The organism is Mesorhizobium sp. CNPSo 4661 (assembly GCF_057784215.1).
In genome coordinates, this window is sequence record NZ_JBWGIO010000014.1 from 145,054 (window position 1) to 168,044 (window position 22,991).

At 65.5% G+C, this 22,991-nt stretch carries 21 protein-coding genes; 6 read left to right on the plus strand and 15 right to left on the minus strand.

Going from position 1 to position 22,991, the window contains the following annotated elements; genetic code table 11:
• Positions 1-28: 28 nt before the first annotated feature.
• Genes AC0YKC_RS22035 through AC0YKC_RS22055 form a run of 5 tightly spaced genes read right to left on the minus strand, consistent with a single transcriptional unit; the run spans position 29 to position 6,008 of the window.
• Positions 29-1,033, minus strand: a complete 1,005-nt coding sequence (locus tag AC0YKC_RS22035; RefSeq protein ID WP_488512535.1) for an ABC transporter substrate-binding protein — start codon at positions 1,031-1,033, stop codon at positions 29-31.
• 59 nt (positions 1,034-1,092) lie between these two features.
• On the minus strand, positions 1,093-2,568 hold the full coding sequence (locus tag AC0YKC_RS22040) for an aldehyde dehydrogenase (protein WP_488512536.1): 1,476 nt from the start codon (positions 2,566-2,568) through the stop codon (positions 1,093-1,095).
• The gene (locus AC0YKC_RS22045; RefSeq protein ID WP_488512538.1) at positions 2,565-3,617 is read right to left on the minus strand and encodes an LLM class flavin-dependent oxidoreductase; all 1,053 of its coding nucleotides are present in this window, start codon (positions 3,615-3,617) and stop codon (positions 2,565-2,567) included. The genes AC0YKC_RS22040 and AC0YKC_RS22045 overlap by 4 nt, the downstream gene beginning before the upstream one ends.
• Positions 3,618-3,622: 5 nt before the next feature.
• Complete coding sequence (locus AC0YKC_RS22050; RefSeq protein WP_488512539.1) at positions 3,623-5,428, minus strand: alpha/beta fold hydrolase; 1,806 nt, start codon at positions 5,426-5,428, stop codon at positions 3,623-3,625.
• The gene (locus tag AC0YKC_RS22055) at positions 5,421-6,008 is read right to left on the minus strand and encodes an amino acid synthesis family protein (protein WP_488512540.1); all 588 of its coding nucleotides are present in this window, start codon (positions 6,006-6,008) and stop codon (positions 5,421-5,423) included. Before AC0YKC_RS22055 ends, AC0YKC_RS22050 begins: the two co-directional genes overlap by 8 nt.
• A gap of 239 nt (positions 6,009-6,247) precedes the next feature.
• Between AC0YKC_RS22055 and AC0YKC_RS22060 the strand changes: the two genes are divergently transcribed.
• Positions 6,248-6,925, plus strand: coding sequence for a GntR family transcriptional regulator (locus tag AC0YKC_RS22060; protein ID WP_488512541.1), 678 nt, complete (start codon positions 6,248-6,250; stop codon positions 6,923-6,925).
• A gap of 15 nt (positions 6,926-6,940) precedes the next feature.
• Here AC0YKC_RS22060 and AC0YKC_RS22065 read toward each other — a convergent pair whose 3' ends face one another.
• Complete coding sequence (locus tag AC0YKC_RS22065; RefSeq protein ID WP_434723464.1) at positions 6,941-7,972, minus strand: hydroxyacid dehydrogenase; 1,032 nt, start codon at positions 7,970-7,972, stop codon at positions 6,941-6,943.
• Positions 7,973-8,117: 145 nt separating this feature from the next.
• Here AC0YKC_RS22065 and AC0YKC_RS22070 point away from each other — a divergent pair, with 145 nt between their 5' ends.
• The 5 genes from AC0YKC_RS22070 to AC0YKC_RS22090 all read left to right on the plus strand — a co-directional run bounded on the left by AC0YKC_RS22070 (position 8,118) and on the right by AC0YKC_RS22090 (position 12,988).
• Positions 8,118-9,194 (plus strand): LacI family DNA-binding transcriptional regulator, encoded by a 1,077-nt coding sequence (locus AC0YKC_RS22070; RefSeq protein WP_488512542.1) that lies wholly within the window; start codon positions 8,118-8,120, stop codon positions 9,192-9,194.
• Between the two features lie 61 nt (positions 9,195-9,255).
• Positions 9,256-10,245: a sugar ABC transporter substrate-binding protein gene (locus AC0YKC_RS22075; RefSeq protein WP_488512543.1), complete on the plus strand. Its 990-nt coding sequence runs from the start codon at positions 9,256-9,258 to the stop codon at positions 10,243-10,245.
• A gap of 127 nt (positions 10,246-10,372) precedes the next feature.
• Entirely contained in the window at positions 10,373-11,359 is a 987-nt protein-coding gene (locus AC0YKC_RS22080) for an ABC transporter permease (RefSeq protein WP_320297102.1), read from the plus strand.
• Positions 11,356-12,132, plus strand: coding sequence for an ATP-binding cassette domain-containing protein (locus AC0YKC_RS22085; RefSeq protein WP_488512544.1), 777 nt, complete (start codon positions 11,356-11,358; stop codon positions 12,130-12,132). Before AC0YKC_RS22080 ends, AC0YKC_RS22085 begins: the two co-directional genes overlap by 4 nt.
• Position 12,133: 1 nt before the next feature.
• Positions 12,134-12,988, plus strand: coding sequence for a sugar phosphate isomerase/epimerase family protein (locus AC0YKC_RS22090; protein WP_488512545.1), 855 nt, complete (start codon positions 12,134-12,136; stop codon positions 12,986-12,988).
• Between the two features lie 57 nt (positions 12,989-13,045).
• On the opposite strand, the gene AC0YKC_RS22095 is transcribed toward AC0YKC_RS22090, so the two are convergent.
• The 9 genes from AC0YKC_RS22095 to pcaQ form a co-directional block, all read right to left on the minus strand.
• Complete coding sequence (locus AC0YKC_RS22095; RefSeq protein WP_488512546.1) at positions 13,046-14,707, minus strand: alkaline phosphatase family protein; 1,662 nt, start codon at positions 14,705-14,707, stop codon at positions 13,046-13,048.
• Positions 14,708-14,801: 94 nt separating this feature from the next.
• The gene (locus tag AC0YKC_RS22100; RefSeq protein WP_488512547.1) at positions 14,802-16,247 is read right to left on the minus strand and encodes an aldehyde dehydrogenase; all 1,446 of its coding nucleotides are present in this window, start codon (positions 16,245-16,247) and stop codon (positions 14,802-14,804) included.
• 39 nt (positions 16,248-16,286) lie between these two features.
• Positions 16,287-17,072, minus strand: a complete 786-nt coding sequence (locus AC0YKC_RS22105; protein WP_488512604.1) for a coniferyl-alcohol dehydrogenase — start codon at positions 17,070-17,072, stop codon at positions 16,287-16,289.
• Positions 17,073-17,074: 2 nt separating this feature from the next.
• Positions 17,075-18,136: a branched-chain amino acid ABC transporter permease gene (locus tag AC0YKC_RS22110; RefSeq protein ID WP_488512548.1), complete on the minus strand. Its 1,062-nt coding sequence runs from the start codon at positions 18,134-18,136 to the stop codon at positions 17,075-17,077.
• Positions 18,133-19,029: a branched-chain amino acid ABC transporter permease gene (locus AC0YKC_RS22115; protein ID WP_488512549.1), complete on the minus strand. Its 897-nt coding sequence runs from the start codon at positions 19,027-19,029 to the stop codon at positions 18,133-18,135. Before AC0YKC_RS22115 ends, AC0YKC_RS22110 begins: the two co-directional genes overlap by 4 nt.
• Entirely contained in the window at positions 19,026-19,754 is a 729-nt protein-coding gene (locus AC0YKC_RS22120) for an ABC transporter ATP-binding protein (protein ID WP_488512550.1), read from the minus strand. The genes AC0YKC_RS22115 and AC0YKC_RS22120 overlap by 4 nt, the downstream gene beginning before the upstream one ends.
• Positions 19,751-20,482, minus strand: a complete 732-nt coding sequence (locus AC0YKC_RS22125) for an ABC transporter ATP-binding protein (protein WP_488512605.1) — start codon at positions 20,480-20,482, stop codon at positions 19,751-19,753. Before AC0YKC_RS22125 ends, AC0YKC_RS22120 begins: the two co-directional genes overlap by 4 nt.
• A 28-nt stretch (positions 20,483-20,510) precedes the next feature.
• A complete protein-coding gene (locus AC0YKC_RS22130) occupies positions 20,511-21,827 on the minus strand; it encodes an ABC transporter substrate-binding protein (protein WP_488512551.1) in 1,317 nt (438 codons plus the stop codon).
• Between the two features lie 179 nt (positions 21,828-22,006).
• Positions 22,007-22,924 (minus strand): pca operon transcription factor PcaQ, encoded by a 918-nt coding sequence (gene pcaQ, locus AC0YKC_RS22135; RefSeq protein ID WP_320297093.1) that lies wholly within the window; start codon positions 22,922-22,924, stop codon positions 22,007-22,009.
• Between the last annotated feature and the right edge of the window lie 67 nt (positions 22,925-22,991).

Genomic DNA, 22,991 nt, shown 5'->3' on the forward strand with positions numbered 1-22,991 from the left:
CCCGATCCTCGTCAGGAGGAGACGCGCCTCACTTCGCCTGCCAGGCGTACCAGCGCGTGGCGATCTCGTCGCGATGCTCGGCCCAGTAGTTCATGTCGAGGTTGATCTGACCGTCGACATGGGCGTCGGGCAAGCCCTTGACCACGTCGGCGGGCATCTCCGCCTTGGCCTTGGTGTTGATCGGCGCGTAGCCGCTTGCTTCGGCGAATTTCGCCTGACCGGTCGGGCTGGTCGCCGCAGCGAGGAACTTCATCGCCGCGTCCTTGTTCTTGGCGCCCTTCGGCACGACAAGCACATCGGCTGCGGTGAGGTTCTGGTTCCAGGAGACGCCGACATCGGCGCCGTCCTTCTCCAGTGCGAAGACGCGGCCGTTCCAGAGCTGGCCGAAGGCAGCTTCGCCCGACGCAATCAACTGCTGCGACTCCGCGCCGCCGCCCCACCAGACGATGTCCGACTTGATGGTGTCGAGCTTCTTGAAAGCGCGGTCGAGGTCGAGCGGATAGAGCTTGTCGGCCGGAACGCCGTCGGCGAGCAGCGCGATCTCGATCACGCCCGGCGCCGACCATTTGTAGAAGGTGCGCTTTCCCGGAAATTTCTTGGTGTCGAACATGTCGGCCCAGCCTGCCGGCTCGCCGGAGACGGCGCCCTTGTTCCAGGCGAGCACGAAGGAATAGTAGAAGCTGCCGACGGCATTCTCATTGCTGAAGCGCGGGTCGAGATCGGCCTTCGGCACGACGGCGAAGTCGATCGGTTCGAGCAGGCCGTCCTTGGCCGCCTTGATGGCGAAATCCATCTCGACGTCGACGACGTCCCAGGTGACGTTCTTGGCGTCGACCATGGCCTTCAGCTTGCCGTAGTCGGTCGGCCCGTCCTGCAGCACCTTGATACCGGACGAAGCGGCGAAGGGTTCGGCCCAGGACTTGGTCTGGGCTTCCTGCGTCGTTCCGCCCCAGCTGGTAAACACCATCTCATCGGCCTTCGCGGCCGTGGTCACTATCAGCCCGGCAAGGATGCCGGCGAAAATCAGTTTCATCTCGTTCTCCTCTGATTGGTTTGTGCCGTTTCTTGTTCTTGTCAGTCCAACCTTCGTCTTCAGCGCATGACGAAGGGATCGGGGATCGGGTCGTCCGAGGTGCGGATCCACACCGATTTCGAGCGCGTGTAATCGCGGATGGCGTCGAGGCCGCCTTCGCGACCGAGGCCGGAAAGGCCATAGCCGCCGAAGGGCACCAGCGGCGAGACGGCACGGTAGGTGTTGACCCAGACCACGCCGGCATGGATGCCGCGCGCCATGCGATGCGCCTTGGCGAGATTCGAGGTGAAGACGCCGGAAGCGAGCCCAAAGGGCGTGTCGTTGGCCAAAGCCAGCGCGTCGGTCTCGGCCTCGAAGGCGAGTACGCTCAGCACCGGGCCGAACAGCTCTTCGCGCACGCAGGCGAGGGCCTGGTCCTGCGCCTCGATGATGGTCGGTGCGTAGTAGTATCCGTCGGTCTTGTCCTGCGGCCGGGCTCCACCGGTGACCAGTCGCCCACCCGCTGCGATGCTCTCCGCAACGATCGTCTCGATTCGCTCTCGCTGACGCACGGTCGCCAGCGGACCCATCTCGGTTGCGGGGTCCTGCGGATCGCCGATGACGATGGCTTCAGCCTTGCGCTTGAGCCGCGCGAGGAAATCGTCCTTGACCGAACGCTCGACCAAAAGCCGCGAGCCGGCAACGCAGCTCTGGCCGGTGGCGGCGAAGATACCGGCGACGACGGCATTGGCGGCGCTGTCGAGATCGGCGTCGGCGAAGACGACGACCGGGCTTTTGCCGCCGAGCTCCAGCGTCGTATAGGCGAGGTTCTCGGCCGTGTTGGCGACGATCCGCCGGGCGGTCGAGGGACCGCCGGTGAAGGCGACGCGGGCGACGAGCGGATGGCTGGTCAGGCGATGCCCGCAATCATGGCCGAAGCCGGTGATGATGTTGACAGGGCCGGCTGGAAAGCCGGCTTCGCTAACCAACTCGGCGAAGGCGAGCAGCGGCGCCGGGCCATCCTCGGAGGCCTTGAGCACGACGGTGCAGCCGGCGGCCAGCGCCGGGCCGAGCTTCACCGCCGACAGGAAAAGCTGCGAGTTCCACGGCACGACAGCGGCGACGACGCCGATCGGCTCGGGCCGAACCGTCACTTCCATGTCGGCCTTGTCGATCGGGATGAAGGCGCCTTCGTGCTTGTCGGCCAGCCCGCCATAATAGCGGTAGTAGTCGCCGACATAGGCGATCTGGGCGCGCGTCTCGCGGATGATCTTGCCAGTGTCGCGCGTTTCCAGCTCGGCCAGCCGGCCGGCATTGGCGGCGACGAGATCGCCGAGTCTCACCAAAAGCTTGCCGCGCGCCGTCGCGGTCATCGCGGCCCAGGGGCCCGAGCGCAGCGCCCGGTGCGCGGCTTCGACGGCGCGGTCGGTATCGGCAACGGAAGCGGCCGGCATCGTCGCCCAGGGCTTGCCCGTGGACGGATCGATGCTGTCGAAGCTGGAGGCGGCTTCGACGAACTGGCCGTCTATGTAGTTCCTGAAGGCGATATTGGTCATCGCGACCCTGCCTCCTGGAAGGCCGGCATCACCTTGTCGATGAACAGCTGCAGCGATTTCTTCTTGCGCTCATGCGTAAGCCCGCTGTCGATCCAGATCGAGTATTGGTCGTAACCCTGCGCCTCGTAGGTCTTCAGCCTGGCGATCACCTCGTCGGCCTGGCCGATGACGAGGTTCTCCCGGATCTTGTCGGGCGCGTATTGCGGCATGGCCGCGATCTCGTCCTCGGTCAGCGGCTCCAGCACGCCCTGGCGCACCGGCTTCTTGTTCTGGAACCAGGCGCCGAACTGGCAGTAGAACTGCGACAGGTCCCGCGTCAGGCGGTCGGCGTCGGCGGCGTCCTCGGCCACGAAAGTATGCATCAGGAGCATGATCTCCGGCCGTGGGATGTCCGGATGGGCCTGGCAGGCGGCATTGAAACGCTCCATCAGGCTCGCGACCTCGCCATCGCCCGAGGCAAGCGGCGTGACCTGGACCTGGCATGCGTTGGCCACCGCGAAGTCGTGCGAATTCGGGTCACGCGCCGCTACCCAGATCGGCGGGTAGGGTCTTTGCAACGGCTTGGGCGAGGAGGTCGTCGGCGGAAACTGCCAGAACTCGCCGGTATGCTCGTAGTCGCCATCCCAGAGGCCGCGGATCGCCGGGATGATCTCGCGCATGCGCTGGCCGGCGCCCCAGGCATCCAGCCCCGGGAAGACGCGCTGGTATTCATAGCTGTAGGCGCCGCGCGCGATGCCGAGGTCCAGCCTGCCGCCGGTGATGACATCGGCCATCGCCGCCTCGCCGGCGAGTTTGATCGGATGCCAGAAGGGCGCGATGATCGTGCCGGTGCCGAGACGGATGGTTTTCGTCTTGGCGGCGAGATAGGCGATGTTGATGAACGGGTTCGGCGAGATGGTGAATTCCATCCCGTGATGCTCGCCGATCCAGGCGGCCTCGAAGCCGGCCTGCTCCGCCAGCAGGACGAGTTCTTCCAGTTCCGCCAGCAGTTCGGAATGCGGCTTGCCGAGATCCGTACGCTCCATGTGGACGAAAAGCGAAAATTTCATCGATCTCACCGCTGGCCGGAATGGATTGGGCCGGAATGGATTGGCGCCGACGGCGCGGGCTTGGCGAGCGGCCGGACCTCGCCTTCGACCTCGTTGCCGATATAGACGCCGAACGTGTCTTCGGCCCGCTCGCGCGCATAGCGGGCGAGCATCGAGCGGACAGCCGGGTCGGCGATCTTCAATTCGGCGATTCGTTCGATCTCGACAAAGCGGATCTGGCCGTCGCCTGAGGCAGGGGCGTCCACCGTTCCGCGATAATAGACATGCGTGCGCGAGGCGTCCGTCGCGTCGTCCCATACCGCATAGAGGAAGCCGAGCTCGGCATCGATCGCCTTGGCGGCAAGTTTTCCCCTGAGGCTGCGTGGTTCGTTCGCAGCGCCCAGACCGTGCCCGGCCGGCAATTGGTATGACCCCGCGGCGGTCTCGAAGAAGAGCACGCGACCTTCGTTCTCCAGGATGGCGCCGACCTCAGTTCCGGGCGGAGCCGCCGCCGCAAGCGCTTCCTGGCTGAGGCCGGGCGTGACATAGGCGCCGCGGCAGTAGCCGAGAGGCTGGGCGCCGTTATGGGTGAAGTCATGGACGCGGCCGATGAGGATCGAATGGTCGCCGGCATCGACCAGCTGTTCCATGGCGCAATCGAATACCGCGACCGAACCCTCGATCAGCGGATTGCCGGTCTGTCCGGACTGCCATGCCACGGATGCGAACTTGTCCGCGGCCTTCGAGGCGAAGATGCCGGACGCGGCCTTCTGGGCTTCCGCCAGGATGTTGATGGCAAAGCCTCTCGAAGTCGAGAAGGCCTGATGCCCCAGCGCCTTCTTGGCGATGCAGACCAGCACCAGCGGCGGCTCGAGCGAGACGGAGGTGAAGGAGTTAGCGGTGAAGCCGCGCGGATCGCCGGCCTCGTCGACCGTGGTGACGATGGTGACGCCGGTGAGGAAGGAGCCCAGCGCGCGCCGGAATTCCATGGCATCGAATGCGGGACCGGACTCGGTCCTTTCGTTCGCCACTCCATCGAGAAACTCGGTGATGTGCTGAGTCACTTCCTTTGGCGAAGCGATTGTCATCATGTGCTTTTCGCCGTTCAGCACCAGGCATTGACCCAAAGGCGCCAGCCGCGCCATCGCAGCCGACATGGCAGGCGTGGAGTTGCGATCTTCCGATCCGGTCATGAACAGCGAGGGCGTCGCGAGGTCGGCCAGCCGATCAGCGTGCGCGGTGTCGGCATTGGCAAATAGGCGGTAGGTGCGAGCATAGCCCTCGGCATCGACGCTTTCGAGCGCGGTCCGCGCCGTCGCGGCCGCGTCGGAAAGAGCCGGCGGAATCGGATTGCCGAACCAGCGCGCGATCGTCGCGGCGATGGCCGACGGATCGCCGGGGCCGCCAAGCGCTGCCGCCCGTTCGCGCACCGCCTGCGCCAGTTCAGGCGGGCGTCGGAAGACGGCATTGAGGCAGACGAGGGAGCCAACACGCGACGGGTGGCGCAGCGCGATCTCCTGCGCGACCAGCGCGCCCATGGAATGGCCAACGACCGCGACGCGCTCGAGGCCGAGATGATCGAGCAGACCGATCGCCTGGTCGGCGAAATCGGAGAGCTCGGCGTTCTGCGGCGGCAGCGGCGAGGCGCCGTGGCCGAGCATATCGATGGCAACCAGGTCGAAGCGATCCCGCATCAATTCGATCTGCGGCTGCCAGATCGCGGCATCCATGCCGACGCCATGGATAAACAGGACCGGCCCGCCGGAGCCGGCGCGGATGAAGCCGCTGCCGTCGGGTGCCTTGCCGCGGACCAATGCGCCGGCGTCAGCCATGCAGGTCTCCGAGTTCCTTCAGATCCTGGTAGCGGTCGCCGATGCGGTGATGCGGGCGGCCGCCGATCGAGGCGCCGAGCGCCACGACCAGCTCGTCTGGAGCCGGGGCGTCGCCGATCTGGAAATGCACGGTGAGATAGTGAGAGCGGCGGCCTTCGTCGCTCTTGTCCATCAGCGGGATCATGATCGGTGTGTTCGGGCCGCCGCGCAGATTGGTGAAGGCGAGGTAGGTCTTGGCGCCGACGGCGCGGCGATAATGATTGCCGAAATGCAGCGTGTGGATCAGCGCCGACGCATGCTCGACTTCGCCCGACGTACCGCAGAGGGCGGCCTTGCCGTAGCCTTCGATCGCTTCGCCGGAACCAGCGATACCGATGATCTCATTGGTCAGCGTTTCGCCAAGCACCGGCGCAAAGGCGCGGATCTCGGGCGAGAGATCCTCGGTGAAGCCGCGGCCGGCCCAGGGGTTGGCGAGCACCGCGGCCACACCGATCAGGCGTAACGGCCTTGGCGCCGCCTTGCCGCCCTCGATCAGCGTGTTCTCGGTATAGGTCACGATCTTGCGGATGGCCGGCTGCATGCAATTCCTCGGGATGGAGCCGCTCGCGGCCGCATCAATTTTTGTATCGTCTTATGGTATACCATGCTATGGAGTGCCGCGTGCCTTGTCAACCGGTCATGGAATCTGTTTTTGTGACGAGGTAAGCGCCTCGCCGTTTCGGGGAAACGGCGAACCGCTCCAACTCTTTGTTTTGACGCAATTCCGGACGGAAAACCGCTTCGCACTTTTCCTGGAATTGCTCTGAGGATTCGGGAAAAATGGCTGACGACACGCTTCGCATCGACCGCTCCGCCAAGACGTTGAGGACGCTGGCGCTGGAGCGTATGCGCGAAGCGATCATGGATTTCCATTTCCAGCCCGGCGAAAGGCTGGTCGAGCGGCCGTTATGCGACCAGCTCGGGGTCAGCCGCTCGGTGGTGCGCGAGGTGTTGCGGCAGCTGGAGACCGAAGGCCTGGTGCAGATGATACCCGGGCACGGACCGGCCGTCGCAAAACCCGATCTCGGCCGGACCGACGAGATCTACGAGTTGCGCGCGCTGCTGGAAGGCATCGCGGCGAAGGCGTGCGCCACATCGGCCACCGACGATCAGATCGCGCTGCTCGATGCGGCGCTGGCGAAGCTGCTCGATGCGTGGGCGTCGGGCGTGCCGGCCGAGGTGATGCGGGCGACGGGGAGCTTCTACGAGGTGCTGTTCGAAGCGGCCGACAAGCGCATCGCCTGGGAGATCGTCACCGGCCTCAATGTCCGCATCAACCAGCTGCGCTCGATGACGATCCTGTCGCAGAACCGCCGCGAGCCGGCGATCGCCGAAATGCACGCGATCATGGATGCGATCCGCTCGCGCAAGCCGGAGGCGGCGGAGGCCGCGGCCCGGCGGCATGTGGAGACGGCCTGGCAAATCGCGCGCGACGCGCTTCGGCTGGGTTCGCTTTAGACGGCTTGTTCGAGCTCAATTCCGGTCGACCGGCTTGGAGCGCATGCGCGAGACCGTTTCTCGCTCGGCGCGCTTGGAGCGCAGCGGCGGGAGGCCGCGGTCGACGAGGTCCATGTCCTCCAGCACCATGTCGCCCATGCGCTTGAAGGCGATGTCGAGGGCACCGGCGCGGTGCGCCGAACGCAGGAAGCCGGGGAGGGCACGGACAGGATGGTCCCTGGCCAGCGGCTCTTCGGGAAAGACGTCGCTTGCGGCGACGATATGGCCGCTCTTCACAGCCGCCATCAATGCGGCGAAATCGACGACGCCGGCGCGGCTGAGCAGGATGAAGGCGGCGCCCTTGCGCATCTTGGCGAATGAGTCCGCGCCGAGGAAACCCTGGTTCTCGCTGGTGACGGAAGCGACGACGAAGACGAAGTCGCTTTGCGACAACACCTCATCCAGCGAGGCCGGCTCGACGCCGTTGTCGATCAGGATCGATGGCGGCAGCCACGGATCGTAGACCCTGATGCGGGTGCGAAAGCCGGTCAGCAGGCGGTTGAGCGCGCGGCCGAGATCGCCGAAGCCGATGATGCCGACATCGGCGCCGGAGAGGAGCCGCGCGGTCTGGTTGCCGTCGCCGCCCCACAGCTCCTTGCCTTGCCGGAAGGCGAGGTCGGCATCGACGATGTTGCGCGCAAGGTTCAGCGCCATGGCGAGGCCAAGCTCGGCGACCGGCTCGGCAAAGACCAGCCCGGTGGTGACGACATGGATGCCGCGCGCGAACAGCGTCTCATAGGGCATGTTGTTGAGGAGATTGGTCTCGACGTTGAAGATGCAGCGCAGCGCCTTCAGCTTCTCCAGCGTCTCGGCTGAAATCGGCGGCTGGCCGATGATGTAGCGTGCCTCGGCCAGTGTCTCGGCGGGCAGGGCGGAAACGCCGTCCGGCGTGGTCTCCACGATGCGATAGTTCTTGCGCAGCCGCGCCAGCTGCGGCGGCGTGAAGATCAGGTCGAGCGTGCGCGGTTCGGGCGCGCTGATGACCAGCGGCAAGGCTTTGTCGGACATGGTTTCCTCCCGGGGCGCGATTGGATCGCGTCAATCTGACATCTCAAGTCTTACTCTCGATGAAACGATTTACAACTGCGAAAAATCGATTTACCGTTTGGATTAGTGGGGCAGCACGCGGCTGCCTGCCCTCGGGAGGAGGTCAATGGCGCATCAGGGAGCCCAGCAGCGGCGTCCGTCGATCCACGACGTGGCAAGCCATGCCGGCGTGTCCGCGGCCACCGTCTCCAAGGTGCTGGCCGGCGTCACGACCGTGAGGCCGGAAAACGCGCAGCGTGTCTTCGATGCGGTCGAGCGTCTGGGCTATCGCGTCGATCCGCTTGCGTCGGACATGCGCAGGGCCAAGCGCCGCATCATCGGTGCCATCATGCCGGAATTCGAAAGCGAGTTCTTCGGCCAGATGGTCACCGAGCTGGAGGGGCTTGCCGAGCAGCGCGGCTACACGCTGGTCGCGGCGTCGAGCCGTGAATCCGAGGCGCGCGAGAAGGAAATCCTCGCCCGCATGCATGACTGGCGCGTTGCCGGCGTCGTGCTGGCGCCGGTGCGCAACGAGCACGGCCCGGCCGCAGCCTTCATGAAGGCCAACGGCATGACCGGCGTGCTGATCGACCGCGTGCTCTCCGACGACGCCTTCGATACGGTCTCCGCCGACAGCGCGGCCGCCAGCGCCGAGGTGGCGCGGATGCTGGTCGGCAAGGGCCACAGCCATATCCTGGTCATCGGCCTTGCCGAGCAGGCGGCAACCGTGCGCGCCCGCCTCGAGGGTTTTCGCGCCCAGGCGCTGGCGCTCAACCCGTCGGTGCGCATCGACGTCATCACCGCGGAAGTCAGCGTCGAGCCACTCAGATCCTCGCTTCGCGATTACTTTGCCAGAGGCGAGCGGCCGACCGCCGTTTATTCGCTGCTTTTGAAAGGCACGCTTGTCGCGCTGTCCGAATTCCGCCGGCGCGGCTGGCATTGCCCGAACGATATCTCGCTGGTCGGCTTCGACGACGCGGAATGGATGCAAGTGACATGGCCGGCGATCGCCGCCGTGGTGCAGCCGGTGCGCCAGATCGCCAGCGAGGCGATGAACCTTCTGTTTCGAAGGGTCGAGGGTGCGGCGGGGCCACCCACGGCGCGCCTCGAGCCCTGCCAGGTGTTGATGCGGGAATCCGTTGGCTCGCCAGGCAGCGGTCCGCATTCCGGGGGAGGAGACCGACAACAGCCCCCATTGTCGTGAACGGTAGCATGCGCCGGCCCTGGCCGAGGCATCCGGCGCCAAGGATCAAACGGAGGATAGAATGACATCGCATTTCCTAAAGATAAATCGATTTACCCTTGCCGTGGGCGTCGCGCTGGCGTTCTCCGCCGCCGGCGCCGCCAAAGCCGAGGACGGCGAATATGGCGTGCTGATGAAGACGCTGGCCAACCCGTTCTGGGGCGCGATGGCGCAGGGCGTCGCGGACGGCGCCAAGGAAGCCGGCGTGAAATATTTCCAGCAGGCGGCCGAGAGCGACCAGGCGGCCGAGCCGCAGCTCAACCTGTGCAACACCATGCTCGAGCGCAAGCCGGTAGCGATGATCACCGCCGCGATCAACTCGACCAACCTTCTGCCTTGCCTGAAGTCGGCGCAGGACGCCGGCATCAAGATCGTCGACCTCGACAACAATCTCGACCAGGCGGTGCTCGACAAGGAAGGCGTCAAGGTCACCTTCCACATCGGTTCCGACAACATCGCCGCCGGCGCGCAGGGCGCCGAATACCTCGCCAAAAAGCTCGGCAAGGATGCCAAGGGTCCAGTGCTGGTCATCGAGGGCCTCTCCGGCAACATCACCGGGGAGAAGCGCGCCAAGGGCTTTGCCGACAAGCTGAAGGAACTGGCGCCCGGCCTTGAAATCGTCGCCTCGCTGCCGGGCGACTGGGATCGCGGCAAGGCTGCTTCCATCGCCACCGACACGCTGACCGCGCATCCCGACCTCGTCGCCATCTTCTGCGCCAATGACGGCATGGCGCTCGGCGCGGTCGAGTCGGTCTATGCGGCCGGCAAAGGCCCACAGGTGACAATCATCGGCGTCGATGGCAATTCGGACGCGGTGAAGTCGATCAAGGAAGGCCGCCTCAATGCCTCCGTGGCGCAGCTTCCTTATCTCGTCGGCAAGCAGGCGGTGGAAAACGTCAAGAAGGCGCTGGCCGGCGAGAAGGTCGAGGACAGCATCGCCGTGCCGACGCTGGTGCTGACCAAGGACGTGATCGACGCCGGCAAGGAGCCGATGCTGCAATATGTGAAGTAAGTAGGAAATAGGCAGTAGGCAGTAGGGGAAGTAAGCGGTTCGTGCCGCTCGGATCGCTCTCATATTTTCCCTACTGCCCAAGCCCTATTGCCTACTGCCTTACTGCCCTCTCTTAAGGTGCAAAGACATGGCTTCTGAACAGCCCGGCTTCTGGGCTCGGGTGCAGCGCGCATCCGTCGAAAGGCTCCACATCAGGCTGGAGTCGCTGGTGGTGCTTCTGGCGCTGAGCACGGCGATGGCGCTCTTGTCGCCCTATTTCCTGTCGCTCAGCAATTTCCTCAACATCCTTTTGGCGACCTCGACGATCGGCGTGCTGGCGATCGCCGCCACTTTCGTCATCGGCTCGGGCGGGCTCGATCTGTCGCTCGGCTCGGTGATGGGCTTGGCCGGCGTCGCGGGAGCCTTCATGGCGGTCAATCTCGGCTGGCCGTCGGTGCTGGCGGTGATCGCCTGCATCCTTGCCGGCGCGATCGCCGGCTACGTCAACGGGCAACTGGTCACCCGTGCCTTCGTGCCGGCCTTCATCGTCACGCTCGGCATGTTGGGCCTGGCACGCGGTCTGGCGCTGGTCATCTCGCAGGGCAGGGCGATCTATGGCCTGCCGCCCGAGATCGTCTATATCGGGCAGGGCCGGCCGTTCGGCGTCCCGATGCCGGTGATCATCCTGGTGCTCACCGCGATCGTCGCGCATGCCGTGCTTGCCTACACGCGCTTCGGCCGCCACACGCTGGCGCTGGGCGACAGCGAGGGCGCGGCGCGCGCGGCCGGCATCCGCGTCGAGCATCACCGCCGCATCATCTACACGCTGTCCGGCGCGCTCGCCGGTCTTGCCGGCCTGCTCTTCACCGCACGCGTCAACGCTGGCGATCCGACCGCCGGCATCAATTACGAGCTCACCGCGATCACGGCGGCGATCATCGGCGGCACCAATCTGTTCGGCGGCCGCGCCTCGATCCTCGGCACCATGATCGGCGCTCTGATCATGGGCGTGCTGCAGAACGGGCTGACGCTGCTTGCGGTGCAATCCTACTACCAGCAGATGGCGATCGGCGCGGTGCTGATCCTGGCCGTGTTCATTGACCAGTACCAGGTGCGGAAGGAGTCACGCGTATGACCCTGCTTTCGCTTCGCGGCATCCGCAAGAGTTTCGGCGCGGTCGACGTGCTGCATGGCGTCGACCTTTCGGTCGCGGCCGGCGAGGTGGTCGGGCTGGTCGGCGACAACGGCGCCGGCAAGTCGACGCTGATGAAGACCATCACCGGCATTTACCGCGCCGACGCCGGCTCGATCAAGTTCGACAGCAAGGACATCCTGGCGCTGGATCCCGGCCAACGCCGTCGCCTCGGCATCGAGATGATCTATCAGGATCTTTCTTTGGCCAAGCAACAGGACGTCGCCTCGAACATCTTCCTTGGACGCGAGCCGACCAAAAGGCTGTTCGGCCTTTTCCCCGGCTTCGTCGACAAGGGTGAAATGGATCGCCAGGCCGCCAGGATGATCGAGCGTCTAGGCGCGCATCTGCCGTCGATAAACCGGTCGGTCGGTTCGTTCTCCGGCGGCCAGCAGCAGACGGTGGCGATCGCGCGTGCGCTCACCTTCAACCCGAAGCTCGTCATCATGGACGAGCCGACCGCGGCACTCGCCGTGCGCGAGGTGCAGAGCGTGCTCGACCTCATCCGGCGGCTGCGCTCGGAAGGCATCGCCGTCATCCTGATCTCGCACCGGCTGAACGACGTGCTGTCGGTCACCGACCGCATCGTCGTGCTGCGGCACGGCAGGGCGGATGCCGATCTCGTAACCGCCAACACCAACATGAACGAAGTCGTCAGCCGCATCGTCGGCGGCGGCGACATTGCCGCAGCGGCGGCGCATGAGCAACGAGGCTGACATGAACACCTTCGGACTGCATACTTTCGCCATCGCTCCGGTCTGGGACCTCGCCCGCATCGAGCCGCAGATGGACCGGCTGAAGGAGCTCGGCATCGGGCTGATGGAGATCCCGCTGCTCAGGCCCGAGGAGATCGACACCAAGCGCACGCGGGGCTTCGCCAACCATTATGGCGTGCAGCTCATCCCCTCGCTCGGCCTGCCACGCGCGCTCGACGTGGTCGAGCGGCCGGACGAGGCGCTGGATTTCCTGCAGCCGGCCTTCAAGGTCTGCAACGAGGTGGGCGCCGAGGCGCTCGGCGGCGTCAGCTACGGCACGATCGGCAAGACCACCGGCCGGGCGCCGACGCGGCGCGAGATCGACGGCATGTGCCGCTTCCTCGAAAGGGCAGCGAAATCGGCGAAGTCACGCAGCCTCAAGCTCGGCATCGAGCCCTGCAACCGCTACGAGACGCATCTGATCAACCGCGGCATCGACGCGGCGCGCATCATCGAACGGGTGGGCGCCGATAACATCTTCATCCATCTCGACACCTACCACATGCATATTGAGGAGGAGAGCTTTGCTTCCGGCTTCGAGGCGGCGGCGCCTTATCTCGGCTATGTGCATGTCTCGGAAGCCAATCGCGGCGTGCCCGGGCGCGGCATGCTCAACTGGGCGGCCTGCATGAAGGCGATCGCCGACATCGGCTATCAGGGCGCGATCACGCTCGAAAGCATGAATCATGTCGATGTCGACATCGCCGGTGGGCTGGCCGTATGGCGCCCCGTGGCGGAAGATCCGCGCGACGTGATCGAGGTCGGCCTGCCGTTCCTGCGTGAGGAAGCGAGGAAGGCCGGGCTGACGCTCGGCTGAAGCAATTCCAGGAAAAGTGCGCAGCGGTTTTCCGGCCGGAATTGCGTGGGACAATCCTTACTTGCCCTGCCGGCGCGCCAGCCATTTGCGGCGCGCCTCCTGCTGCTCGGCAAGCTCGGCCTCGTCCCAGTAGCCGATGAGCACGCCGGAGCCGACGATCGGATCGAAATGCGCGATCTTGTCGTCGATCTCGGTCAGCCATTCGTCGGGTACGGTGATGCGGTTGTTGGGCAGCGCCAGCCAGCGCATCAGCGCTTTCCTCAGCCTTTCGATATCGGCGGCCGACGCCGGGTCGCGGCCGAGGTCGCGCAACTCGCCCGGATCGTTCCGCAAGTCGAAGAACATCGGCTCCACGCCTTCGCCATGGACGAGTTTGAAGCGGCCGTCGGTGATCATGTAGAGCTTGCAGTTCGAGACCGGCATGGCGAGCTTCAGCCGCGCGGCATCGCCGCTGTAGTCATACTCGCTGACGGCATGGTCGCGCAGGCTTTTGCGTTCGCCCGACGTGAGCGGCAGCAGCGATCGCCCTTCGAGGATATGCGGCTTGGCCTTGCCGCCGAAATAATCGAGGAAAGTCGGGGCAAGGTCGATCATCTCGACCAGCGCGTCGGAGGTGGTTCCGCGCGTCGCGTCGGCTTCGGGGCGCGGATCGTAGACGATCATCGGCACCTTCGCTGCGACGTCGTGGAAGAGATATTTCTCGCCGAGCCAATGGTCGCCGAGATAGTCGCCATGGTCCGAGGTGAAGACGATCAAGGTGTTCTCGAACAGGCCGCGTTTCTCCATGAAGCCGAACAAATGGCCGAGCTGGTCGTCGATCTGCTTGATGAGGCCCATGTAGCAGGGGATGACGGTCTCGCGGACCTCGTCACGCGAGAAATTCCTGGAGTAGCGCTCCTGCTGGAAGGCCTCGAAAACCGGATTGGGCGAGGCGCGCTCCGCCTCGCTGCAGATTGGCGGCTGGATGTCGGCCTTGTCGTATAGGTCGTGATAGGGCGCCGGCACGATATAGGGCCAGTGCGGCTTGATGTAGGAAAGATGCGCGCACCAAGGCTCGCCCTTGGCCTCGGCGTCCTCGATGAAGCGCATGGCGCGGCGCGTCATGTAGGGCGTCTCTGAGTGTTCGTCCGGGACACGCGCCGCCTTGTCGGCATGGACAAGCAGCCAGCCGTTGAAGTTCTCGCCATTCTCGCCTTCGCCGGAATTCGCCCAATGCTCCCAGGGATTTTCGGCGTCGAAGCCGTGCTCGCGCAGATAGGTGTCGTAGACCGGATCGGGGTCGTAGCTGGTCGAGGGATGCAGGCCGTCATCGCGCTCGAACGGCTCGAAGCCGCATTCGGCGACCCGCACGCCGATGATGGAGTGCTTGGCGATGCCGAGCCGCTCCATGCCTTCCTCGTCGGCTCTCATATGCGTTTTGCCGATGAGCGCGGTGCGCACGCCAACCTCGCGCAGATGATCGCCCAGCGTCGGCTCGCCGACCCTGAGCGGCACGCCATTATGTGTCGAGCCGTGCGAGCGGACATAACGGCCGGTATAGGCGCTCATGCGCGAGGGGCCGCATACCGTCGACTGCACATAGGCATTGGTGAAGCGCACGCCGCGGCTGGCGAGCCGGTCGATGTTCGGCGTCTTCAGGCTCGCATGTCCGGCGCAGCCCAGATAATCGAACCGCAGCTGGTCGCACATGATGAAAAGGACGTTGCGTTTGGAGGTCATTGTTATCCGTCTGAGTGGCTCTCGGACGGATGGTAATGCCAGAACGGCGAGCACTTTTCCAACTGCTTGGCGATGGTCCGAAGGGATGGCTCCCTCAGAATGGATAGTGCTGTCCCGGATCCTCGATCGTCACCCAGCGCAGATCGGTGAATTCGGCGATCGAGGCCTTGCCGCCGAAGCGGCCGTAGCCCGAGCCCTTGACGCCGCCGAAGGGCATCTGCGCCTCGTCGCCGACGGTCGGGCCGTTGATGTGGCAGATGCCGGCCTGGATGCGCGCCGCAATGGCCATGGCGCGACGGATGTCGCGGCTGAAGACGGCGGAGGACAGGCCGTATTCGGTGTCGTTGGCAACGCGCACCGCTTCGTCCTCGCCTTTCACGCGAATGACCGGCTTCACCGGGCCGAAGGACTCTTCCGCATAGACGCGCATGGCGGGCGTCACGTGATCGAGCAGCGTGGCTTCCACGACCGTGCCGGCACGCTTGCCGCCGGCCGCAAGCTTTGCGCCCTTGGCGGTCGCGTCGGCGATCAGCTCTTCCATCTTGTCCGCCGCCTGGCTGCTGATCAGCGAGCCCAGCACGACATGACCGCGCGGGTCGCCGACCGGAAGTTTCGAGGCACGCGCGGCGAGCTTGGCGACGAATTCGTCGGCGATCTTTTCGTCGACGATGAGACGCTCGGTCGACATGCAGATCTGCCCCTGATGCATGAAGGCGCCGAAAGTCGCGGCATTGACCGCCGCGTCGATGTCGGCGTCGTCCAGCACGACGAGCGGGGCCTTGCCGCCGAGCTCGAGCAGCGCGGGCTTGAGGTGCCGTCCGGAGAGCTCGGCGATGATGCGGCCGACCTTGGTCGAGCCGGTGAAGTTGATGCGCTTCACGGCCGGATGCGCGATCAGCGCCTCGACGATTGCCGCCGCGTCCTTCGGGTCGTTGGTGACGACATTGACCACGCCCTTGGGCAGGCCGGCCTCGACCAGCACCTGGCCGATCAGGCGATGCGTGCCGGGGCACATTTCGGAGGCCTTCAACACCACCGTGTTGCCGCAGGCGAGCGGCATGGCCAGCGCACGCGTGCCGAGGATGACCGGCGCATTCCAGGGCGCGATGCCGAGGCAGACGCCGGCGGGCTGGCGGATCGCCATGGCGAGCGTGCCGGGCTTATCGGACGGAATGACCTCGCCGGAAATCTGCGTGGTCATCGCAGCCGCCTCGCGCAGCATGTTCGACGCCAGCATGACGTTGAAGCCGGCCCAGGGGCCGGTGGCGCCGGTCTCTTCCATCATCAGCTTGGTGAACTCGCCGACTTTTGAAGCCATCACATCGGCCGCCTTCAAGAGCAGCGCTCGGCGTTCGCCAGGCCCGGTCTTCGACCAGGTATCGAAGGCAGCGGCCGCGGCATCGGCGGCCGCGTTGGCGTCGGCGATGCTTGCGGCGGCGGCGCGCGTCGCGAGCTTGCCGGTGAACGGGTCAAGGCGTTCGTAGGAGGCTTTGCCGGTCGCCGCCCGCTCGTCGCCGTCGATCAGAAGTCCGATGTCCATGGTCACTCCCTCGCTCGCGATCGAGCGTTGCAGATTGTCTCAGAAGCCGAGCACTTCGGCGTTTATAGATGCTTCGAGGCCGCCGTCGACAGGCACGTTGGCGCCATTGATCCAGCGCGCGCCGTCGGAGCACAGGAACAGCACCACCGGCGCAATGTCGCCCGATGTGCCGGCGCGACCGACCCGCGCGATATCGCTGTCGACGCGGGCATCGCCAAGCACGGAGCGGAATTGTTTGAGGATCGGCGTCTCGACCGGGCCTGGGCTGACCGCGTTGACGCGGATGCCACGGCTCTTGAACAGCTCCTGATGCGCGGCGCGGAAGGTCCAAAGAAGCAGCAGTTCCTTCGACACCGGATAGCCTTCCTCGTTCTTCACCGCATGGTCGGCGATCACCTTGGCGACGTCGGGAAAGCCTTCGATGCCGACCATCGAGGCGGCGCGGTTCAGATTGGCGCGCCAGCCGAAGCCGGCGATCGAGGCGACGTTGACGATGGCGCCACCTTCGCGAAGCCTTGGCGCCAGCGCCTCGGAAAGCGCGCGCAGGCCGTAGAAGTTGACGGCGAGCGTCGGCGCCGCACCGGTGTTGCCGGAGAGGCCGGCGACGTTGCAGAGAGCGTCGAGGCGCTGCGGCAGCCGCGCGACGAGATCGTCGACACCGGCCTTGGACGAGATGTCGGCCTTGACGAAGATGCCTTGATGTTCAGCCGGCTCGCGCAAATCGACGCCGATCACGTCGGCGCCGAGCTGGCCCGCCAACTCCGCGGTGCGCGCGCCGATGCCCGAAGCGACGCCGGTAATGAGGATCGTTTTGCCGAACAGGATGCTCATGCCTTCTCCCGAGAATTGGTGGTCTGTAGCGGCGAAGCAATCTCGCCGGTCGGATTTGATGCGCCGGCGGGAAGCCTGACGCGGTAGCCGACGGACAGCAGTCGCCAGCCGAAGCGTTCTTCCAGCGTGCCCCAGAAACCGCGCGGTAAAAACAGCGAGAAGACCAGCGCCGTGGCGCCGAGCCCGATCAGGTACCAGACGCCGGTGCCGCCGAACCAGGTTTCGATGAGGAAGAACAGCAGCGCGCCGAGGATGGCGCCTTCGAAGGTGCCGATACCGCCGACCAGCACCATGAAGATCATGTAGGCGGTCCACTGCACGCTGAAATAGGTTTTTGGCTGGAAGGTGATCGAGGTCGCCAGCCACAGCGCGCCGGCGACACCGATGCCGAAGGCGGCAAGCACGAAGAGCAGCCGCTTGGTGCCGGTGACGCGCACGCCGACGGAGGCCGCCGCATCCTCATTGTCGCGGATGGCGCGGATGGCGGCGCCGGTGCTGCCGCGCAGCAGGCCAAACAGGATGGCAAGCAGCGCGGTCATTGAGGCCAGCGCCAGCCAGTAGATCGTCAGCCTGCGTGTCGAAGCATCGTAGACGTTGAGCGAGATCAGCGACGTGCCGGTCTCGCCCTGGATCAGCCGATCCAGATTGACAAGGAGGTGGGTGAGCGCCGCGATCACCCACATGCCGATGGCGAATTCGCCGTTCCTCAGGCGCAGCATGAACAGCGAAATCGGCCAGGAAACGGCGCCGACGATGACCGCCGAGACGAACAGCGAGACGAACGGGTTGAGCCCGGCATCGGCGAGCCGGATGGCGAAATAGGCGCCGAGGCCGAAGAACACCTGCTGGCCGACCGAGACCAGTCCGCCGAAGCCTGCAAGTGCGTTCCACATCGCGGCGAGGATCACATAGATGAACAGCGCCGTCATGCGGTCGACGGCGCCGGCGGAAAGGAACTGCGGCGCGATGGCTAAAAGCAGGATGATGGCAACGACGCCGATGCCTGCGATGCGCGAGGCGGCGGTGCCGCGCTCGATGACGGGGGAGGTGGCGCTCATGACGCCTTCCCCGTGGAGATGCGCAGCAACCCGCGCAGGCCGAGGCCGGAGGTGTAGAGGCGGATGAACAGAACGATCAGGAAAGCGACATGGCCGCCGATGAGAAAACCTTGCGGATGTATCTTGGCGCCGAGCGTCTGGGCGAGCGCCAGCACGATGCCGCCGATCAGCGTGCCCCAGAGTGAGCCGGCGCCGCCGATGACGGCCGCCTCGAAGGCGAACAGAAGTTGCGTGGCGCCGGCATAGGGGTCGAAGGTGGCGCGCATGCCGAGGAAGGCGCCGGCGAGACCGACCGTGACCATGGCGATCGCCGCGGCGATGGCGTTGGCGCGGCGCGCATCGACACCGACAAGGCCGGCGGTGTCAGGGTCTTCCGAAGTTGCACGGATCGAGCGGCCGAGCCCGGTTCGGGTGAGGAACAGCTGCAGCCCGCCAAGCAGGACGACGGCGGCGACGAAGATGATCACCGCCAGCTTGCCGACATAGATGCTGCCCGGCCATTCCCAGGAATCATAGGACAGGCTGCCTATGAAGGGCGCCAGCGAGCGCGTGTCGGCGCCGAACTGCTCGAACAGCACATTGTCGATGACGATCGCGAGGCCGAAGGTGGTGAGGATCGGCAGCAACGCGCCGCCACGCGCGCTGCGCTCGAGCAGGAAGCGCTGCAATGCCCAGCCGATCGCAGCCATCAGCGGCAACACAATGGCGAGGCCGTAGAAGGGCGGGATGTGGAAGCGCGAGGCGAGCAGCCATAGCGCGAAAGCCGACAGCACGGCGAGGCTGCCATGCGCAAGGTTGATGATGCGCATCACCGAGAACATGAAGGACAGGCCGCAGGCGATCAGCGCGTAATAGCCGCCGAGCAGGATCCCCTGGACGATCTGGTTCATCATGCCGGCACGCCTCCGGCGCCTTTCCGGTGCAGGCCGAAATAGGCTTTTGTCACCTCGTCGCGCGAGACGGTCTTGCTGTCGCCGGCAAGCGCGATCCTGCCCTCCAGCATGCAGATGACCTTGTTGGACACGGAGAGCGCGCGGTTGAGGTCCTGCTCCACGAGGACGATCGTCGTGCCGGAGCTGATCAGACCCTGCAGCGAAGCATAGACGCGATCGACGACCAGCGGCGACAGGCCGAGCGAGACTTCGTCGAGCAGGAGCAGGTCGGGGTTGCTCATCAGCGCGCGGCCGATCGCGGTCGCCTGCTGCTCGCCGCCCGAAAGATGTCCGGCCTTGGCGTGGCGGCGCGGCTTGAGGTTGGGGAAGGTTTCGAGCACGCGCTCGACGCTCCACTCGCCGGGACGACCGGCGCTGCGGCCAAGCAGGAGGTTCTCCTCGACCGTCATCTGCACGAAGAGCCGCCGGCCTTCCGGCACCAGGGCTACGCCCTTGCGGACACGTTCATGCGAAGGCACGCCGGAAAGGTCGGCGCCGTCGAAGACCACTCGGCCCGAGGCTGCCTGGTGCGCGCCCGCGATTGCGCGAAGCAAGGTCGTCTTGCCTGCGCCGTTGGCGCCGACCAGCGCCAGCGTCTCGCCGCGTTCGACGCTGAAGCTGACGCCGCGCACCGCCTGCAGCAGGCCGTGGCGGACAACCAGATCCTCGACCGATAGCAGGCTCATTTCGGGCCTCCGCCGAGATAGGCGCTGATCACATGCGGGTCGGCCATCACCGCCTGCGGCTCGCCGTCGGCGATGATCTTTCCGGCATCCATGCAGATCAGACGCTCGGCCACCTGCAAAAGGATGTGGACGATGTGCTCGATCCAGACGATGCCTATTCTGCGGCGGCGCAATTCGCGGATGGTCTCGACGAGTTCACCTGCCTCGCCGTCGGTCAGGCCGCCGCCGATCTCATCCAGCAGAAGCAGGCTCGGTTTTGCGGCGAGCGAGCGCGCCAGCTCCAGCCGTTTGCGGTCGAGCAGGCCGAGCGTCTCGGCGCGCCGGTTGGCGACGCCAAGCATACCGCACAGCTTCAGCGAGCCGAGCGCTTCCTCATAGGCCTCGTCGCGGCCGAGCCCGGCGCCGTGCGAGGCGGCGACGAAGACATTCTCGAAAGCGGTCATGCCGCCGAAGGGTTTCGGCACCTGATGGGTGCGAACCAGACCCAGCCGGCATCGCCGCGTTGCCGGCAACGCGGTCACGTCATCGCCCTTGAAGGCAATCGTTCCCGCACTTGGCGGATAGGCGCCGGAGAGCACGCTGAGCAGCGTCGTCTTGCCGGCGCCGTTCGGGCCGACGATGCCGACCGCCTCTTCGGCACCCATGGCGAAGTCGATGTCGTCCAGCACCACAAGCGCGCCGAAGCGCTTGTGGATGCCGGCGGCGCTGAGGATCGCACCGTTGGGCATGGCGTTCACGATGCGGTCCCTCGAAAGATCAACCGTTATAGGGCTGGAGCTTGGCCCCGACCGGCACTTTCGGGTCGGTGGCGTTCTCGGTCACGACATAGTCCAGCGGGAATTTCGAGCCTTCCTTGGCGGCGACCCACTGCGTGCCGATGATCGGGCCGGGCGAGACGTTGGCGACCGGGCCGCTGGTGAAGTCGACCTTGCCAATCATCGTCTCGGTCTTCAGCGTGCTGAGCGCCTTGGCAACTGCAGCCTTGTCCTTGGCGTTGGCGCTTGCCTTCAGGGCTTCGAAGCCGGCATCGAGCAGCGACATCGAGGCGCCGAGCTGCTGCGTCCATTGCTTGCCGCTTGCCGCCTCGTAGCCGTCCGCAAGCTCCGTGCCGGAGACCCCGGTCAGCGGCGACTTGTAGGGGAACGCCTTGTGCCAATAGGCGGCGCTCGAAATCTTCATGCCGAGGTCGCCGAGCGCCTCGATATCCGATGGGAACAGGCCGGTCTTGGCGACCTGGGCGATCTTGATCTGCCTTGTCAGGCCTTGTTGCGCGGCCTGGCGCCAGAAGGCGGCGAAGTCGGGCGGGATCGGGAAGGAGTTGAAGATCTCGACGCCTTCCTGCTTGAACAGCGCGATCTGCGAGGAATAGTCCGTGGTGCCGGTCTCGTAGGCGCCGGGATCGACGATGGTGAAACCCTGCTTGGCGAGCAATGGCGCCAGATGGGCGCGGATGGCGTTGCCGTCGGCGTCGTTGGGATACATGACGCCGACCTTCTTGTTGGTCTCGATCAGGTTCCACTGCGAGATATAGGCCTTGAAGAACTCCTCGACGCCGAAGCCGAAATGATAGGTCCATTTGAACGGCGAGGGCTGGCCCGGCTTGGCGCCGCGGCCGAAATACCAGGCCTCCCAGGGCATGACGGTGGAGAGGCAAGGCACGCCGGCCGCCTCGCAGGCGTCCGCCACCGGATTGATCACCTCAGGCGTGGAGACGGCGAGCATCAGGTCGATAGCCTGGTTGTTGATCAGGTCCTTGGCGAGCTGGCCGGCGCGGGACGGATCCGACTGGGTGTCCTGGTCGAGGATATCGACGCTGTATTTCTTGCCGCCAAGCTCGATGCCGTTGGCCAGGGCCTTGCGGGCGAGATCGAGCACGTAGCCGTCGGTCTCGCCGAAGCCGGCGAGCGGGCCGGTGCGCGGGCTGACGAAGCCGACCTTGAGCGTGTCGGCGGCTTGCGCGAAGGCCCTGCCGCGGCCGAATGCCAGCGCCGCGCCGCCGGCCACCGAAGTGGCGATGAACTGGCGCCGTGAAATGCCCGACAGGGCGGGTTTGCTGCCGATACTATGAGACATCTGCTCCTCCCTCAGTTGCCGTTCGACACGACGGCAAACGGGTCTTCCGTTTGCTGCGGACGGCACGGCTTTCGATCCTCCGATGCCACATTGCACTAGCGGTTTGGTTCGGTAAAATGATATTTTACGGTGTTTCATTAACCTCTGGGTTAGTGGAACTCGAGCCGATACGCCGATCGTCAAGCGTGGTGCCGTGCTGCCTCGCGGATCGTCTGCAACAGGATGGTGAAGGCGGGCGAGGGTGCGGTGTCGGTGCGCATGGTCAAGCCCACCGGTCCCTTGGTCTCCGCCGTATCCACCGGCAAGGCGACGAAGGCGCCGCTGGCGATCTCGTTGGCGACGACGCCGGCCGAGATGATCCATACCGCATTGCTCTGGCGCATGAAGGAGCGGCCGAAGGAATCGGAAACCGTTTCGATTTCCGTGGCCGGCGCGGTCATGCCATTGGTGATGAAGAGCCGGTCGACGAAAGGCCGGATGACGGATTCCCGCGTCGGCATCAGGACGGGAAACTCGTCGAGCCGGGCGAAGACGTCGGCGTCCGGCTCGGCCAGGGGATGCCCGGCGCGCACCACGAACAACACCTGCTCCGAATAGAGATGCTCGAAGAAGAAGCCGGTCATGTGCTCCGGCGCCGCGAGGCGGCCGACGACCAGGTCGAGCGCGCCGATGCGCAGTTGTTCGAGCAGCACGGCATTTTCGCCGGTGACGATCTTGAGCGCGGCCCCGGTGTTTTCCTCGAGGAACAGGCTCATGGCGAGCGGCATGACGCGCGCCGAAACGGTCGGCAGCGCGCCGATGCGGATCGGGTCGCGATTGAGGGCGCCGTCCTGGCGCACGGAATCGACGCCGCGCTTCAGCGCCGATATCGCCGAACCGGCGTGCCCGAGGAAGATCTCGCCGAGACGCGTGACGCGGATACCGCGCCCGTCGCGCTCGACCACCGCGACGCCGAGTGCTTCTTCCAGTTCGCGCAAGGTCTTGGTTACGGCCGGCGCGCTGACATTCAGGAAGTCGGCCGCGCGCGCCACGCTGCCTTGCCGCGCGACTTCGAGAAACGCCTGCAGGTGGCGGAAGCGGATCCGGCTTTCGGCCATGGTTCGATAACCTCAGAGTTAATGAAACGCCGCAAAATATCATTTTACCGAACCAAACCGCTCGTGC

What these genes read in the sequence shown, in the direction of transcription:
- AC0YKC_RS22095 (WP_488512546.1), bottom strand. Translation starts at nt 14,707, where the DNA reads ATGACCTCCAAACGCAACGTCCTTTTCATCATGTGCGACCAGCTGCGG.
- AC0YKC_RS22100 (WP_488512547.1), bottom strand. Translation starts at nt 16,247, where the DNA reads ATGGACATCGGACTTCTGATCGACGGCGACGAGCGGGCGGCGACCGGC.
- AC0YKC_RS22080 (WP_320297102.1), top strand. Translation starts at nt 10,373, where the DNA reads ATGGCTTCTGAACAGCCCGGCTTCTGGGCTCGGGTGCAGCGCGCATCC.
- AC0YKC_RS22090 (WP_488512545.1), top strand. Translation starts at nt 12,134, where the DNA reads ATGAACACCTTCGGACTGCATACTTTCGCCATCGCTCCGGTCTGGGAC.
- AC0YKC_RS22065 (WP_434723464.1), bottom strand. Translation starts at nt 7,972, where the DNA reads ATGTCCGACAAAGCCTTGCCGCTGGTCATCAGCGCGCCCGAACCGCGC.
- AC0YKC_RS22060 (WP_488512541.1), top strand. Translation starts at nt 6,248, where the DNA reads ATGGCTGACGACACGCTTCGCATCGACCGCTCCGCCAAGACGTTGAGG.
- AC0YKC_RS22045 (WP_488512538.1), bottom strand. Translation starts at nt 3,617, where the DNA reads ATGAAATTTTCGCTTTTCGTCCACATGGAGCGTACGGATCTCGGCAAG.
- AC0YKC_RS22035 (WP_488512535.1), bottom strand. Translation starts at nt 1,033, where the DNA reads ATGAAACTGATTTTCGCCGGCATCCTTGCCGGGCTGATAGTGACCACG.
- AC0YKC_RS22070 (WP_488512542.1), top strand. Translation starts at nt 8,118, where the DNA reads ATGGCGCATCAGGGAGCCCAGCAGCGGCGTCCGTCGATCCACGACGTG.
- AC0YKC_RS22120 (WP_488512550.1), bottom strand. Translation starts at nt 19,754, where the DNA reads ATGAGCCTGCTATCGGTCGAGGATCTGGTTGTCCGCCACGGCCTGCTG.
- pcaQ (WP_320297093.1), bottom strand. Translation starts at nt 22,924, where the DNA reads ATGGCCGAAAGCCGGATCCGCTTCCGCCACCTGCAGGCGTTTCTCGAA.
- AC0YKC_RS22125 (WP_488512605.1), bottom strand. Translation starts at nt 20,482, where the DNA reads ATGCCCAACGGTGCGATCCTCAGCGCCGCCGGCATCCACAAGCGCTTC.
- AC0YKC_RS22050 (WP_488512539.1), bottom strand. Translation starts at nt 5,428, where the DNA reads ATGGCTGACGCCGGCGCATTGGTCCGCGGCAAGGCACCCGACGGCAGC.
- AC0YKC_RS22075 (WP_488512543.1), top strand. Translation starts at nt 9,256, where the DNA reads ATGACATCGCATTTCCTAAAGATAAATCGATTTACCCTTGCCGTGGGC.
- AC0YKC_RS22055 (WP_488512540.1), bottom strand. Translation starts at nt 6,008, where the DNA reads ATGCAGCCGGCCATCCGCAAGATCGTGACCTATACCGAGAACACGCTG.
- AC0YKC_RS22110 (WP_488512548.1), bottom strand. Translation starts at nt 18,136, where the DNA reads ATGAGCGCCACCTCCCCCGTCATCGAGCGCGGCACCGCCGCCTCGCGC.
- AC0YKC_RS22130 (WP_488512551.1), bottom strand. Translation starts at nt 21,827, where the DNA reads ATGTCTCATAGTATCGGCAGCAAACCCGCCCTGTCGGGCATTTCACGG.
- AC0YKC_RS22115 (WP_488512549.1), bottom strand. Translation starts at nt 19,029, where the DNA reads ATGATGAACCAGATCGTCCAGGGGATCCTGCTCGGCGGCTATTACGCG.
- AC0YKC_RS22040 (WP_488512536.1), bottom strand. Translation starts at nt 2,568, where the DNA reads ATGACCAATATCGCCTTCAGGAACTACATAGACGGCCAGTTCGTCGAA.
- AC0YKC_RS22085 (WP_488512544.1), top strand. Translation starts at nt 11,356, where the DNA reads ATGACCCTGCTTTCGCTTCGCGGCATCCGCAAGAGTTTCGGCGCGGTC.